Source organism: Kocuria sp. (genome assembly GCF_030536815.1).
Taxonomy (GTDB): domain Bacteria; phylum Actinomycetota; class Actinomycetes; order Actinomycetales; family Micrococcaceae; genus Kocuria; species Kocuria gwangalliensis.
In genome coordinates this window covers 1-12,425 of sequence record NZ_JAUNPE010000068.1, presented here as the reverse complement: position 1 = coordinate 12,425, position 12,425 = coordinate 1, and the positions used below count along the sequence as shown (strand labels likewise).

The window sequence follows — 12,425 nt, the reverse complement described above, 5'->3', positions numbered from 1 at the left end:
TCGCGGCCGAACATGTTGGCGTTGTTGGGGCGCCCGTCCACGTGCAGGGTCACGGTTTCCACGGACTGCAGCAGCTCATCCAGGGAATCGCACTTGGTGGCATTGCCCATGGACAGGCGGTCCACGGTGTCGTAGAAATAAACCTTCATGCCGAACGCCTCGGCCAGCACGGACAGCTGTTTGCCGATGTTGCCGTAACCCACAATGCCCAGTGTGCGGCCGCGGACCTCGTGGGAGCCCTTGGCGGACTTGTCCCACACACCCTCGTGCATGGCCTTGTTCTTGTCGGTCAGGTGACGCGCCATCACGATGATCTCGCCCATCGCCAGCTCCACCACGGATCGGGTGTTGGAGTACGGGGCGTTGAACACCACGGTGGCGGTGTCCGTGGCGGCGGTCAGATCGATCTGGTTGGTGCCGATGCAGAACGCACCAATGGTCTGCAGCTGCGGGTGCGCTTCCAGCACCTCGCGCGTGACCTGGGTCTTGGATCGGATCCCCAGCATGTCCACTCCGTGCAGAGCGTCCTTCAACTCGGTGGGGTCCAGCGCGCCCTTGCGGGTCTCGACCTCGACTCCGCGGCTGCGCAGGAGGTCAACGGCGTCGGTATGGATGTTCTCAAGCAGTAAGGCCTTCACACGGACATCCTAGTGCGTGCGTTCGTGGGCATTTTTTCACGACGTAGCCTTACGTCAGCGGCCCCCGTATGCAGTGAGCAGCCGGTCCACCACGGCGTCCATGGCGTACTCGCGGTCAATGGTTTCCGCGGCGGCACTACCCAACTCTCGCCGTTTCGCGGGGTCACCCAGGAGTTCCGCAAGTGCGTTCTCGAGCGCTTCCTGCTCCGCGCTGACCACCAGGCCGGAGCCCGTGCGCTCCACGGTCTCCGCCAAGCCGCAGCTGTCGGTGATCACCACGGGCAGACCGGCGGCCATGGCCTCGAGCACGGACATGGGGTAGGGCTCGTTGACCGAGGGCAGGACGTAGATCTCCGAGCGCGCCATCCACTGGCGCGCGCCTTGCGAATCCACCGGGCCTTCCCACGTGAGGCGTTCACCCAAACCAGCCTCCGCAATGGCATGACGAACGGCTTCTCCCTGTCCCTCGCCCGGACCCACGAGGACGAATGTGGCCTGGGGGAACCGCGGGGCGAGCGCTCGTGCGGCTGCCACGAATGCGAGGGGCCGTTTGCGTTCCTGCAACCGTGCGAGATACAGGACTCGGCACGCGCGCCGTTGCGCCGCGGAGTCGTTCGGCCCGGACACCCCCGGCTCGGGTGCGGCCGTCTTGGTCAGCGGATGTGGCCCAGAGGCACTGGGCATGCCGTTGTGCAGTTTCTGCAGGGGTACCGGACCACGGGCCACCTCGCACAGATCCTCGGCCTCACGAGTCGTCAGGTGAAAAACCCGCCCCGCCCGGCTCAGGACCTTCCGGGTGAGTAGTGCGTCCAGGGGGCGGGCCAGGGGATTGGTCGAGGCGTCGATCATGCCGTGCGGCTGCAACACCACTCGTGTGCCCGATCGTTGGGCCAACCACGCCGCGGGGAGCGTGAGGAGGTCGCGGGCCACGTGCACGTGAATCACGTCCGCGCTCGCGGCCACGCGTCGCAGCCAGGACAACAAACCGGGGGATGACAGCCCGGCGAACCCCGCCCCCGGAAGCAGCTGCAGCGGGGGGAACAATGCGGTGCGTACCCCCTGGACGGTGTCCGGCAGTGACGTGCCCAGGTCTGAGCCGGCGGCCGCGAGCACCACGTCGTGCCCGGCGTCGGCCAGTGCACGGCATTGATTGAGCGCCACCGTGGTGGGCCCGCCATAGGCGTTCGTGCCGGAAACGAGGGCCACCACTTGGAGGATCCTCATACCGGCCGCGTTTCGGTCGCTGCGGGTGCCAGAACACGCCGGCCGGCGGGGACGTCCCGCGTGACGAGGGCCGTTGCGCCAACGACGGCGCCCTCGCCCACGGTGACGCCGCGCAGCACCGTGGCACGCAGGGCGATCCAAGCGCCGTCGGCAATGCGAATGGGGGCATTGTCGAATTCAAAGGCGGGATCGTCGGCCCGGTGGCTGCCGGTGCACAGCATCGCTTCTTGAGAGATGCACACGTCCGAACCGATATCGATGGGTTCGAGGTTGAGCAACCAGGCCCCCACTCCGATCCAGGAGTCCTCACCGACGGTCAGCTTCCACGGCCAGTGAATGCGCACTCCGTGACGAATGAGCGCACCGGTGCCGAGGCTCGCCCCGAATGCCCTGAGGATATGCGTGCGCACGGATGGTGGGCACAGCACCGAGCGCTGAAGTGGTTCGACCACCAACGCCCACGCGGCGCACACGAGGGTGCCCCGGCCTTTGTCGTAGCCGACACCCGTGAAGGTGGCGAGTCGCCGTGAATTTCGTGTCATTTCTCCCCCTCGAACGGGTGATCACCGGAGCCGTTTTGCGCCGTGCTGTTCCCTGTTGAGTTTTCCCGTGGTTACCGTAGTCAGCCTGGATTCAGCTTTCCATACGGGATGCCCGAACGCACCCGAAATCTCATGCGTACCGCGGCGTCGATTTCCTGTTTGCGGCGCCGTGTGCTGCCAGGATATGGGAGGATTTAGATGATTTCGTGTTTAGAATGCGTTTATTAGGGGAGTATCCAGCGGGTCGATAACAAACGCCTCCGGGTGTTGAGGGGAATGTCCGGGCGGACATCGTGACCCGCTGCCGCAAGGGCTGGGAGGGCATATGACACTGCGGGATTATTTTGACGTGCTTAGGAAAAGGTGGCTGGTTGTTGCCGGGTTAATGCTGGTGGGGCTGCTCGTCGGAGGGGTCATTGCGCTGGTGATTCCCCCTAAGTACCAAGCAACGGCGCAGTTGTACGTGGCGATCCCCACGAGCGACTCCGCCGCCGAACTCAATCAGGCAGCCACATATCTGTCGCGTGAGCTGAAATCGTATGCAACTTTGGCCACCACCCCGTTCGTCCTGGAACCGGTGGCCGATCGCCCCGACGTCAACGAATCGGTGGCTGCACTAGAGGGAATGCTCTCGGTGACGAACCCGACCGCCACATCCCTGATCGATGTCGCAGCGACCGCCGAGACACCCGAGAAGGCTCAGACCGTGGCAAATGCGGTTGCCGACGAACTCACTCGGGGCGTGTCGACACTGTCGCCCTCGGTGGAGGGCCGTGACAGCACGGTCCGGGCAACCACCATCAGCCGGGCGGAGCTGCCGGCCTCCAGCAGTGGCCTACCGGCCTGGAGTTACCCGTTGATCGGCCTTGCCAGTGGTGCCGTGCTCGGAGCGATCCTGGCCTTTCTCGTCGAAGGGCTCGATCGGCGCCCCAGAACGGTTCAGGATTTGCGCCAGGTTCGCGGTGCGATCCTGGCCGGGGCGATTCCTCGTCTCAAACAACTGTCCACCCGGGGACTGGCCCAATCGTCGTCGCACGGGAGTCGCGGCGAGACCACGGGCGTGGCCGACCAGCCGCGGGTACCGCAGCAACTCGTCTCGCTGAGATCGGTGTTGCAACGCCATCACCCGGAGGTACTACCACACGTTCCAGGGTCGGCCGTGCTTCTGGTGACGGGTTCGCGACACCGGGACGGAGCCACCACTGTGGCCTCAGAGCTTGCGCGTAGCTACGCAGACCTCGGAAGTCGCGTCGTGTTGGTGGATGCGCACTTGCAGAACCGGGGCTTGAGCGAGCTGCTCGGTGAGGACATGCAGGTAGGGGTCGCAGACATTGCCGGCGGCTCCGCCAAGGCCGAGGAGACAGCGGTGAAGCTGGGCCCCAACCTCATGTTCATCCCCGCGGGGACGGAAACTGTTCGGCCAAGTGATGTGGTGTGTTCCGAACGCATGAATGTTCTGATCGGTGAGCTTCGCGATGAGTTCGATGTAGTGGTCATCGACTGTTCACCCCTCACCGAAACCGCCGACAGCGTGGTGCTCAGCCGCGCGTCGGACGTCGTCCTGTTGGTCACTGTGCCGGGTGGAACCCCGATGGGTCGATTGCAGCAGGCCGTGGACGGCTACGGTGATACGCAAGTGGCCCTCGTGGCGAACCGTTCCGGGCATCATCGCGGCGCCAACGCCGGGCTGAGCTGAAGACAGCGGTGAGACGGTGAACCCCGTTGCCACGGCAACCGTCCTGCTGGTGGCCACAGCCCTGGTCGGTCTCCTCTCCATTGCCCATGTTCGATCGCGTGGTACGGACGGATTGAATCTTCGGACGTGGATGCTCGTCAACTTCCAACTGGCCAACGTGCTCTCCGGGTTCGCTCATGTCCTGCGGTGGTCCAACGACCGCGGTTATTTCGAGGCGCTGTCCGGACCCACGACCGGGGCCGAATCCGGGTTGGTGACGGCCGCGTGGGCGACGTTCTTGGGTAGCTGCGCCCTCTGGGCGGGCATGGTCGTTCCCCGGCCCACGCTCTGGGGACAGTCACGGGGAAAGCACCCCGAGCAGCTTCCGCGCGGATCGTACACTCCGGAGAATCTCTACTCCTTCGCCGCGGCCCACCGGGTCTCGGTCGGCGGTACCGCGCTGATGCTGGCGGCCGCGGGAACCTTCGGCATGCTCCGGGTCATGGCCGTCACCCCGGAGGGCGGAGGCAGGATCATTGCGGTGGACGGGGGAAATGCCCGCTACGCCTTTCTCGCCGGTTGGCTACCGTGGGCCGTGTCGATTCTCGTTCTCGCGCTGGCGAGTCGCAGACGCGTGGCCGGTCCGGCCATCTGGAACACGTTGATCCTCACGGCGGGGTTGGCCGCGCTCGCGGTGAGTTCCACCTGGAACGGCGGGCGAGCTGAATTGATGTACGTGTCATTTCCGCTGCTGGCGCTCATGCTTCCCAGGATCAGAGTCCTGAAGTGGCCGATTCTCGTGATAGGTGCTGTGTTCTTCGCCGTGTTCGTGGTCGTGACCACGGGACAACGCGTTGGTGCCACCACCGATCCGTGGTCGTTCATCGACTGGCAATGGGGCCGGTTCTCCATGGCAGCCTGGGCAGGTCAACATGTTGACCTGCACGGATCCTTGGGGGGCGAGACCGTTTGGAGTGCTCTGCTCAATGTTCCGATGGCACTGCTGCACTTCGCCGGGGCCGGAGGCGACAGTCCGTTTCGTTCCATGGTAGAGGTGTCCGGCTTCGACCTGTTGGGAGACGGGGAACAGATCTACATCGTCCCCGGGTTCACCGCGGAAATGATTCTCAACTTCGGGGTGGTGGGGGTCCTGGTCGGATACCTGATACTCGGATGGTTGTCCGCTCTGATCGCTGACGCCTATACCCGCAGCCGCAGTGAGTCCACCCGGTTGCTTCTTGCGTCTTTCGGGGCGGTGTTGGTCTTCCAAGGCATCGTTGGCCAACTGGAATCTTTCGAGACGTTCATGACCCTGTCCATCCTCCCGCTGTGGGGCTTGTGGCTCGCGGAGAGGATCGTCGGAAATCCACGCGACCGCGGTCGACCCCTGGACCTTCCAGGCCCGGCCGACGAGGCTCGGGCGCCGTTCAAAAAAAGGGGGGCAAGACTATCGTGATAATCTCGCACGTGCTCGGCGGACAGGGGAGAATGTCCGGCGACTGGGCTGTCCGGAGGGGCTATCGGCAGAGCCCACTACTTTGTTTTTCCTGGGGGTTCTCATGCCGTTATTGACGGTGATCATGCCTGCCTACAAGGCTCAGGCCACTATCGAATCGGCCATCCGCTCCGCGCTTCGCGCGATGCCGCGAGACGCCGAACTCATCGTGGCCGTGGACGGGCCGGATGAGCGCACCGCAGAATGTGCGCAACGGGTGAAGGATTCGCGCCTTTCGGTCCGCGTCGACCCGATCAACCGGGGCACGGTGGCGTGCATGCGCCGTTGTCTGGAGACCACGGACAGCAAACTCGTCGCCCGGGCGGATGCGGACGACATTTCGATGCCGTGGCGGTTCCGCTCGGAAATTTCCGCCCTGAAGCACGCGGACATCGTGTGCGGATCCGCGGTGAGGTTCGGGCAGGCAACCCTTCCCAGGCCGTCCTATTTCGGCTCCTTGACCAGCAAGGAAATCGGTCTCCTCCTGCCGTTCGTCAATCCGCTGTTCCATCCGAGTATGTTGGCTCGGCGTACCACGTTGCTGGCCGCCAACGCTTATGCAGAACACTCCGCGGCCGAGGACTACGTGATGTGGTTCGACGCGCTACTCTCCGGTGCCGCGGTGGTGAAGCTGGCGGTCCCGCTCATCGCCTACCGACTGAGCCGGAGTCAGATTTCCAGTGCCCCGGACTATGTCGGCCGGGTCTACGAGGACCCGCAGGTCATCCGGGCCTATACGGCATGGGTGCAGGCCACGGGAATGTCCTGGTTGCTCGACAACGGTGGAGCTCCGGGACGCCCAGCGGGGACACGGGAACAGCTGGAGAGCGTGATATCAGGAGTGCGCCCGCAGACGCGTCCTTACGCGAGACATCACGTGAGATCAGCATCGACCGTTTTGACAGAGTCCTGATGCTCGCCCAGATCAAGTCACTGATCGAGCGGGCCATACCCCGCCTCTCGTCCGCGCTCGTGGTGCTACTGCTAGCAGCCTTCACAACTCCGCACTATGTGGGTATCTACAACCTGGTCACGTTGATCTACACGGCCATTCAGGTCACGATCGATTCAGGTGCCCGGTTCGTGGTGATCCGAGTGCTGAGCGAACCCGGTGGCATGCGCATCATGAATCGCTACAGGGCGATCATGCCCTTCGTGGCGTTCCTCATTCTTGTGGGCCTGATGCTGTTCCTGCGGTGGAACGGGACGCTTGAGAACTGGAGTGAATTCTTCCAGGTACTGCCCGTGGCACTGGCCCCGGGTTTCGGTGTCCTCGGCCTGCTGTACGTGGGCACGTTGCAGGCAACCAACCAATGGGGGACCCTGGCACGTCTGCAGCTGTGGGCCGCCTTGTTGGGCCTGACGGTGGGCGGAACCACCCTGATCCTGACCCACTCGCTGTTGGGACCGTCCCTTCAACTGGCGCTCACCGAGGGCGTCTTCGCCCTTTTGTGCTGGTGGCGGGCCCGGCATAACGACAAACCGATTCCACAGACGCCACCGGGGCAGCAGTCAATTTTCTCCGATATGGCCACGATGTCCGGTTATGCCCTCATGTCGTGGTTCCAGGGCCAGGCCGAGCGCCTGTTCATGAGCATCTTTGCCGGTACCGCAGCCCTGGGCACCTACAGCGCAGGCAACGCGGTGGGACGCGCCCCCAGTGATGCGCTCGCGGCGTCGACGGCCAACGTGGTGAGGGTCGGGATCGCCGACAAGGACGAGGACCGCGAGATCAGGAGCGAAAGTGAGCGGCTGCTCTCGCGTGCCCTGCTCCTGGCATTCGGGTGTGTGGTCCTCTCCATGGCCGCATCGCTCGTGCTCCGGCCGCTGCTGGGTCCCGACTGGGCAACGGCCATGTCCATGGTTCCGTTCATCGCCATGGTGGCGTTCCCCTCCGTGCTGTCCTGGTCGGCTTCCGTGCTGCTGGTCCGCACGGGACAGGCCTGGAAAACCTTTGTGGGGCCGGTGACCGGAGTCGCCTTCGGCATAGTCATCGCCTGGACCGCCACCTTCGACCTGCACATGGCGGCCACCGTCCTGGTGGCCCGCGAGGTCGCGGTGGTTCTGGTCTCCTTCAGTCTGATCGGACGGGCCGCACCGTGGCGCTCGTTCGTGATCTGCGTGGCGCTGGCGTCGCTGGGACTGACCGTGTGCTGGCTGACTCTCTAACGCGCCGTCGGCCCGGGCCGCCAGGTCACAGGCCCCGGGCCTGCTCCCGGTGGGCCCGGTACCAGGCCACGGTGTCTCGGAGACCGCTGGTCAGATCCACGGTGGGAGACCAGCCCTGCGCGCGCAGCAGCGAGACATCCATGAGTTTGCGCGGCGTGCCGTCGGGCTTGCGGGTGTCCCAGTGCGTTTCGCCTTCGTAGCCGGTGGCCTCCGCGATCCGATCCGCGAGTTCCCGGATCGTGACGTCCTCGCCGGCACCAACGTTGACCTGCTGCGGCCCGTCGTAGTGCTCCAGCAGGTGCAAGCAGGCCGTGGCGAGATCGTCCACGTGCAAGAATTCGCGCTTCGGTGAGCCCGAACCCCAATTGGTGATGGACGTGGCACCGGCTTCCACCGCGTGATCGTAACGGCGGATCATCGCGGGCAGGACGTGTGAACCCTCCGGAGAGAAATTGTCCCCCGGCCCGTAGAGATTGGTGGGCATGGCCGAGATCCAGGGCAGACCGTATTGCCGCCGCACGGCCTGGACCTGCATGATGCCCGCGATCTTGGCAATTGCGTACGCGTCATTGGTCGGTTCCAGATACCCGGTCAGCAGGGAGTCCTCACGCAGCGGTTGCTCCGCAAGTTTGGGATAGATGCACGAGGAGCCCAGGAACAACACCCGTTCGACGCCCGCGGCAAGTGCCGCATCCAGGACATTAACCTGAATGCGGAGATTGTCGGACAGGAAATCGACCGGGCGGGAGTTGTTGGCCGCGATCCCACCGACCCGGGCCGCGGCCAGCACAACGTACCGGGGCCGGTGCTCGGACATGAATCGCTCCACCGCAGCACGATCCCTCAGATCCACGTCGGAAGATGTCGCCCCGATGAGATGGTCGAATCCCTGGTTCTTCAGGTGCCGCCATAGGGCCGAGCCCACCAACCCGCGGTGGCCGGCCACGTAGAACGTGGCGGATCGATCGAGTTCGCCAGGGGTGTAGTGCACATCATCGTGGGTGCGCGCGTCCGTAGGATCACTGATGGTGCGCGGTCCGATGCTGTCCGTGGCACTCCGTAGAGTTGTGGTCCGTTGATCGGCGCTCATGCGGCGGTCTCCGGGGCCCAGACGCTTTCTCCGACCGTGTCGATCCAAGAGGTGCCCACGCACTCCAGGGCTTCGCGGTCCGCATCCACCATGATGCGAGCCAGCTCGGGTGCGTGGACCCGGGCCTTCCAACCGAGCTTGTCCTCCGCTTTGGAGGGGTCGCCGATCAATGCGTCCACCTCCGTGGGTCGCAGGTACCGGTCATCGAACCGAACGTGATCCTGCCAGGTAAGACCGGCATGGTCGAACGCCGTTTCCAGGAACTCGCGCACCGATGTGGCACGTCCGGTGGCCAGGACGAAATCCTCGGGTTCTTCGGCCTGCAACATCCGCCACATGCCCTCGACGTACTCGGCCGCGTATCCCCAGTCACGCACGGCATCAAGGTTGCCCATGTAGAGCCACTCCTGTTTTCCCGCGGCGATGGCCGCGACCGCGCGCGTGATTTTGCGGGTCACGAACGTCTCGCCGCGGCGAGGGGATTCGTGATTGAACAGGATCCCGTTGACCGCGAACATGTCGTACGCCTCGCGGTAGTTCCTGGTGATCCAGTACGAGTAAATCTTCGCGGCACCGTAGGGGGACCGCGGGTAGAACGGGGTGTCCTCGTTTTGCGGAGGCGGCGTGGCACCGTAGAGCTCGGACGTCGACGCCTGGTAGAAGCGGCACTTCACGCCCGCCCGTCGGACGGCTTCGAGCAGCCTCACGGTACCCAGCCCTGTCGTGGCTCCCGTGTGCTCGGGTTCGTCGAACGAGACGCGCACGTGGGACTGAGCGGCCAAGTTGTACACCTCGTCCGGGTCGATCTCACCGAGTAGTGTCACCAGGCGGGCGCCGTCCGTGAGATCTCCGTAATGCAGGAACAAACGTGCCTGCGGAGAGTGGGGGTCCTGGTACAGGTGGTCGATGCGTGAGGTGTTGAAAGTGGAAGCCCGCCGGATCACCCCGTGCACTTCATAGCCCTTGGAAAGCAAAAGCTCGGCCAAGTAGGAACCATCCTGGCCCGTAATGCCGGTGATCAACGCTTTTTTCGTCATTGGAGTATTTCCCGGTTCAGTTGTTGAGGGTAGCAATGGTGGTTGTGCGCGTGGGTGCATGACCTTTGGTCCGCACCGCATTCAATGCAGCAATGAAAGCCTTGGTGGCGGCGTCGCGGCTGAGGACTTCACGGACGTAACGGGCGCCACCGCTGTGCCGGGTGCCGCCGGATTCGACCCATTGGCCGTGGAGCGTGAGCGCCCCGGCCAGGAGTGCTCGGGGGTCACCCGGAGGGACCCGCATTCCCGCGTCGGCCGAAGCAACCTCGAATGCAGACGGACTTTGCGCTTCAACGGCCGCGAGCACGGGGCGACCGGCGGTGAAGTAGCTGGTCAACTTGCTCGGTACGCACATCTCGGTCAACCCGGGGCGCTCATTGACGAGCAGTACGTCCGCGGCGCCCAGGAGCGCACTGTAGGTCTCGTCGTCGACGCTGGGGAGCACCTCGAAGCGCGGTGCGTGAGCGGCCAGCTCTTCGAGCAGTGGGCGCTGCCGCCCCCCACCCACCAGGACGAAGCGCACCGGGGCACCCGATTGATCGGCCCGGGCAGCCGCCGCGGCCACGTTTCCCAGGTCCTGTTTGGCACCCATGTTGCCGGTGTGCAGAACAATGATGTCCTCCATGGGCCAACCGAACCGCTCACGCAGTGTGGCGGGGTCCATGTGTGTTGATGGCCCGATGTGGGTCCAGTTCCGAACGGTGTGCACGCGCGCCGGGTCCACGCCCAGCACACGCTGCACGTACTGGGCGAAGCGGTCGTGAATGACCACCATGCCCTCGCACGAGCGCAGGAAACGACCTTCCACCGCCCGCATGGCCCTGGTCGCGAGCCCTCCGGCGGATCCCGTTTCCGTCAGTCCCGCCGTGTAGATGTCCTGCACCCACGCAAGCACCGGAATGCCGTGGTACTTCGCGCGAAGACGAACGATCACCGATGCGAACAGTGCCGGACTCACGACCACCACTGCGTCCGGGTTGTTCCACCGGGCCCGTGCCGCCCGCAGACCGAACATGATTTCCATTCCGAGCCTGCGTGCAAGTCCCGCGTTTCCCGGAACCGGGTGGGGCACTCGTGCGACGGGCACACTGTTGATCGTTTCCCGGTTCTGGTTGCCACGCTCATAACCGGCGTGAACCTGCCACTGCGGATAGTGTGGTAGCCCGGTAATAACCCCTACGTCCCAGCCGGCAGCAGTCAAAGCTTGCGCCATTCCTGACGTGTACGGAGCGATGCCCGTGTGTTCCGGGGCGTAATTGAGCCCAATGAATAAAACGCGTTGCCCCATGATGAGACCTCCCCCAAAAAATTGGACCTATAGCCCAAGGTCCGTAAACACGGTGGTAACCCCCAAGTCACCAACCGCTAGCTCACATAATAAGCATGTCGCGGAAAGATGCAATAGTTGGGTTCTTCATCACGTGTCACCCTAAATAGGGACACGTGAAGTAATCTCACTTGTGAGGCGGCATTATGTGAATGCATTGAGAGTGCCCCGAGAGGCCGGGGCCGGAGAATTCCGTCCGGTCGGCTCGGGAGTGTGGGTATGCTGACGTTATCGGCTAAATTCCAGGTTCGAGAGGTGGCCTGAGAACATTGTCGAAAGGTCCGTGACGCTAGGGCAAACAAGCGGAACGAGGCCAGAGATTTTGGTCAATCCGGTGGGGACCGGGTGGCGGAGCACGTAGGGGTGTTCCGGGCCATGTATGGGGTGGGGAGAAACCTATGAGGGTAGAAGGCCAAGCAACATTTTTGACTGCGCCTGATCGCGTGATTCACGCGTGGGTCCACGGTCCGGCACATGGTCGGGTACGCGGTGCGGTCGTCATTGCACCCGCACTGGCCAGGGAGGAAGTCGTCAGCCACCGCAGCATGCGGTTGGTCGCCGCACGCGCGGCCGAAGACGGCTGGGTGGCCATCCGACTGAGCTGGAGCGGCACCACCGAATCGGGGGCTCGACCCGAGGCCAGTGATCCCGTCGCGATCTGGGAGGACGACCTCGCACGTGGTTACTCCGAGGCGCGAAGAATCGTGGGCCACGATGCGCCGGTCCACGCGATCGGGTTGCGTATCGGCGCAGCGCTCCTGGCCGCCTCGAAAGTCCCGTTCGGGCAACGCTTGCTGTGGGAACCGGTGTCCGGTGCCGTATTCCTGCGCCAGTACGGCGGGCTGCGCCGTGCGAGCGGGCTGATCCTGCCGCCGGTCAGCGAGGAGGGCCTCGAAATCGGTGGCGCCCACTACTCGGATGCCGAGGCCGGTTCGATTCGAGCCCTGAAGGACCCGCAAAAGATCCCAACGCATCAGGATCAGGGCATCGAAGTGATTCGTGAAGCGGACCGCCGGGTGGCCAAAAAACTATACGGAGTGGCGTCGATTTACGCCAAGGCAAGCCCAGACGCCATTGCGAACCTGGTGGGGCGGTTGCGCGGAGGACCGCGTCACGACTACCGCGCGGGGGATTGGCAACCGCAGTGCACGGCCCGCATTCATGTGGCGGAATGCGGTGTGGATGTGATCGAGGAATTACTCGAGCTCGGTGAGGACCGCCTCCCTGC

At 64.2% G+C, this 12,425-nt stretch carries 10 protein-coding genes and 1 pseudogene; 5 read left to right on the top strand and 6 right to left on the bottom strand.

Translation table 11 applies throughout. The annotated features are described in order from the left end of the window. From Q4E95_RS07820 to Q4E95_RS07810, 3 genes are all read right to left on the bottom strand, one after another. On the bottom strand, positions 1 to 638 hold a 638-nt coding region (locus tag Q4E95_RS07820), incomplete at its 3' end, for an NAD(P)-dependent oxidoreductase (protein WP_303382766.1). A gap of 54 nt (positions 639 to 692) precedes the next feature. After that, positions 693 to 1,862 carry a glycosyltransferase gene (locus Q4E95_RS07815; RefSeq protein WP_303382765.1) on the bottom strand — a complete coding sequence of 390 codons (1,170 nt, stop codon included), beginning with the start codon at positions 1,860 to 1,862 and terminating at the stop codon, positions 693 to 695. Beyond that, positions 1,859 to 2,404, bottom strand: coding sequence for a putative colanic acid biosynthesis acetyltransferase (locus Q4E95_RS07810; RefSeq protein ID WP_303382764.1), 546 nt, complete (start codon positions 2,402 to 2,404; stop codon positions 1,859 to 1,861). Before Q4E95_RS07810 ends, Q4E95_RS07815 begins: the two co-directional genes overlap by 4 nt. A 325-nt stretch (positions 2,405 to 2,729) precedes the next feature. Between Q4E95_RS07810 and Q4E95_RS07805 the strand changes: the two genes are divergently transcribed. The 4 genes from Q4E95_RS07805 (at position 2,730) to Q4E95_RS07790 (ending at position 7,743) form a co-directional block, all read left to right on the top strand. Then, positions 2,730 to 4,100: a polysaccharide biosynthesis tyrosine autokinase gene (locus tag Q4E95_RS07805; protein ID WP_303382763.1), complete on the top strand. Its 1,371-nt coding sequence runs from the start codon at positions 2,730 to 2,732 to the stop codon at positions 4,098 to 4,100. A 16-nt stretch (positions 4,101 to 4,116) separates the two neighbouring features. Beyond that, entirely contained in the window at positions 4,117 to 5,535 is a 1,419-nt protein-coding gene (locus Q4E95_RS07800; RefSeq protein WP_303382762.1) for a hypothetical protein, read from the top strand. 124 nt (positions 5,536 to 5,659) lie between these two features. Continuing rightward, complete coding sequence (locus Q4E95_RS07795; RefSeq protein WP_303382761.1) at positions 5,660 to 6,487, top strand: glycosyltransferase; 828 nt, start codon at positions 5,660 to 5,662, stop codon at positions 6,485 to 6,487. Beyond that, entirely contained in the window at positions 6,487 to 7,743 is a 1,257-nt protein-coding gene (locus Q4E95_RS07790) for a lipopolysaccharide biosynthesis protein (protein WP_303382760.1), read from the top strand. Before Q4E95_RS07795 ends, Q4E95_RS07790 begins: the two co-directional genes overlap by 1 nt. Positions 7,744 to 7,768: 25 nt before the next feature. Here the strand turns inward: Q4E95_RS07790 and Q4E95_RS07785 are convergent, their stop codons facing one another. The 3 genes from Q4E95_RS07785 to Q4E95_RS07775 are packed head-to-tail and all read right to left on the bottom strand — an operon-like array spanning position 7,769 to position 11,158. Next, positions 7,769 to 8,833, bottom strand: coding sequence for a GDP-L-fucose synthase (locus tag Q4E95_RS07785; protein ID WP_303382759.1), 1,065 nt, complete (start codon positions 8,831 to 8,833; stop codon positions 7,769 to 7,771). Beyond that, positions 8,830 to 9,870: a GDP-mannose 4,6-dehydratase gene (gene gmd, locus Q4E95_RS07780; RefSeq protein ID WP_303382758.1), complete on the bottom strand. Its 1,041-nt coding sequence runs from the start codon at positions 9,868 to 9,870 to the stop codon at positions 8,830 to 8,832. The genes Q4E95_RS07785 and gmd overlap by 4 nt, the downstream gene beginning before the upstream one ends. Before the next feature lie 16 nt (positions 9,871 to 9,886). Beyond that, positions 9,887 to 11,158, bottom strand: a complete 1,272-nt coding sequence (locus tag Q4E95_RS07775; RefSeq protein ID WP_303382757.1) for a glycosyltransferase family 4 protein — start codon at positions 11,156 to 11,158, stop codon at positions 9,887 to 9,889. A gap of 584 nt (positions 11,159 to 11,742) precedes the next feature. Between Q4E95_RS07775 and Q4E95_RS07770 the strand changes: the two are divergent. Beyond that, positions 11,743 to 12,425: pseudogene (locus Q4E95_RS07770) on the top strand (hypothetical protein); the annotation flags it as partial.

Coding starts and splice junctions, on each gene's coding strand:
- Q4E95_RS07815 (WP_303382765.1), bottom strand. CDS start 1,862: ATGAGGATCCTCCAAGTGGTGGCCCTCGTTTCCGGCACGAACGCCTAT.
- Q4E95_RS07785 (WP_303382759.1), bottom strand. CDS start 8,833: ATGAGCGCCGATCAACGGACCACAACTCTACGGAGTGCCACGGACAGC.
- Q4E95_RS07795 (WP_303382761.1), top strand. CDS start 5,660: ATGCCTGCCTACAAGGCTCAGGCCACTATCGAATCGGCCATCCGCTCC.
- Q4E95_RS07775 (WP_303382757.1), bottom strand. CDS start 11,158: ATGGGGCAACGCGTTTTATTCATTGGGCTCAATTACGCCCCGGAACAC.
- Q4E95_RS07810 (WP_303382764.1), bottom strand. CDS start 2,404: ATGACACGAAATTCACGGCGACTCGCCACCTTCACGGGTGTCGGCTAC.
- Q4E95_RS07790 (WP_303382760.1), top strand. CDS start 6,487: ATGCTCGCCCAGATCAAGTCACTGATCGAGCGGGCCATACCCCGCCTC.
- Q4E95_RS07805 (WP_303382763.1), top strand. CDS start 2,730: ATGACACTGCGGGATTATTTTGACGTGCTTAGGAAAAGGTGGCTGGTT.
- gmd (WP_303382758.1), bottom strand. CDS start 9,870: ATGACGAAAAAAGCGTTGATCACCGGCATTACGGGCCAGGATGGTTCC.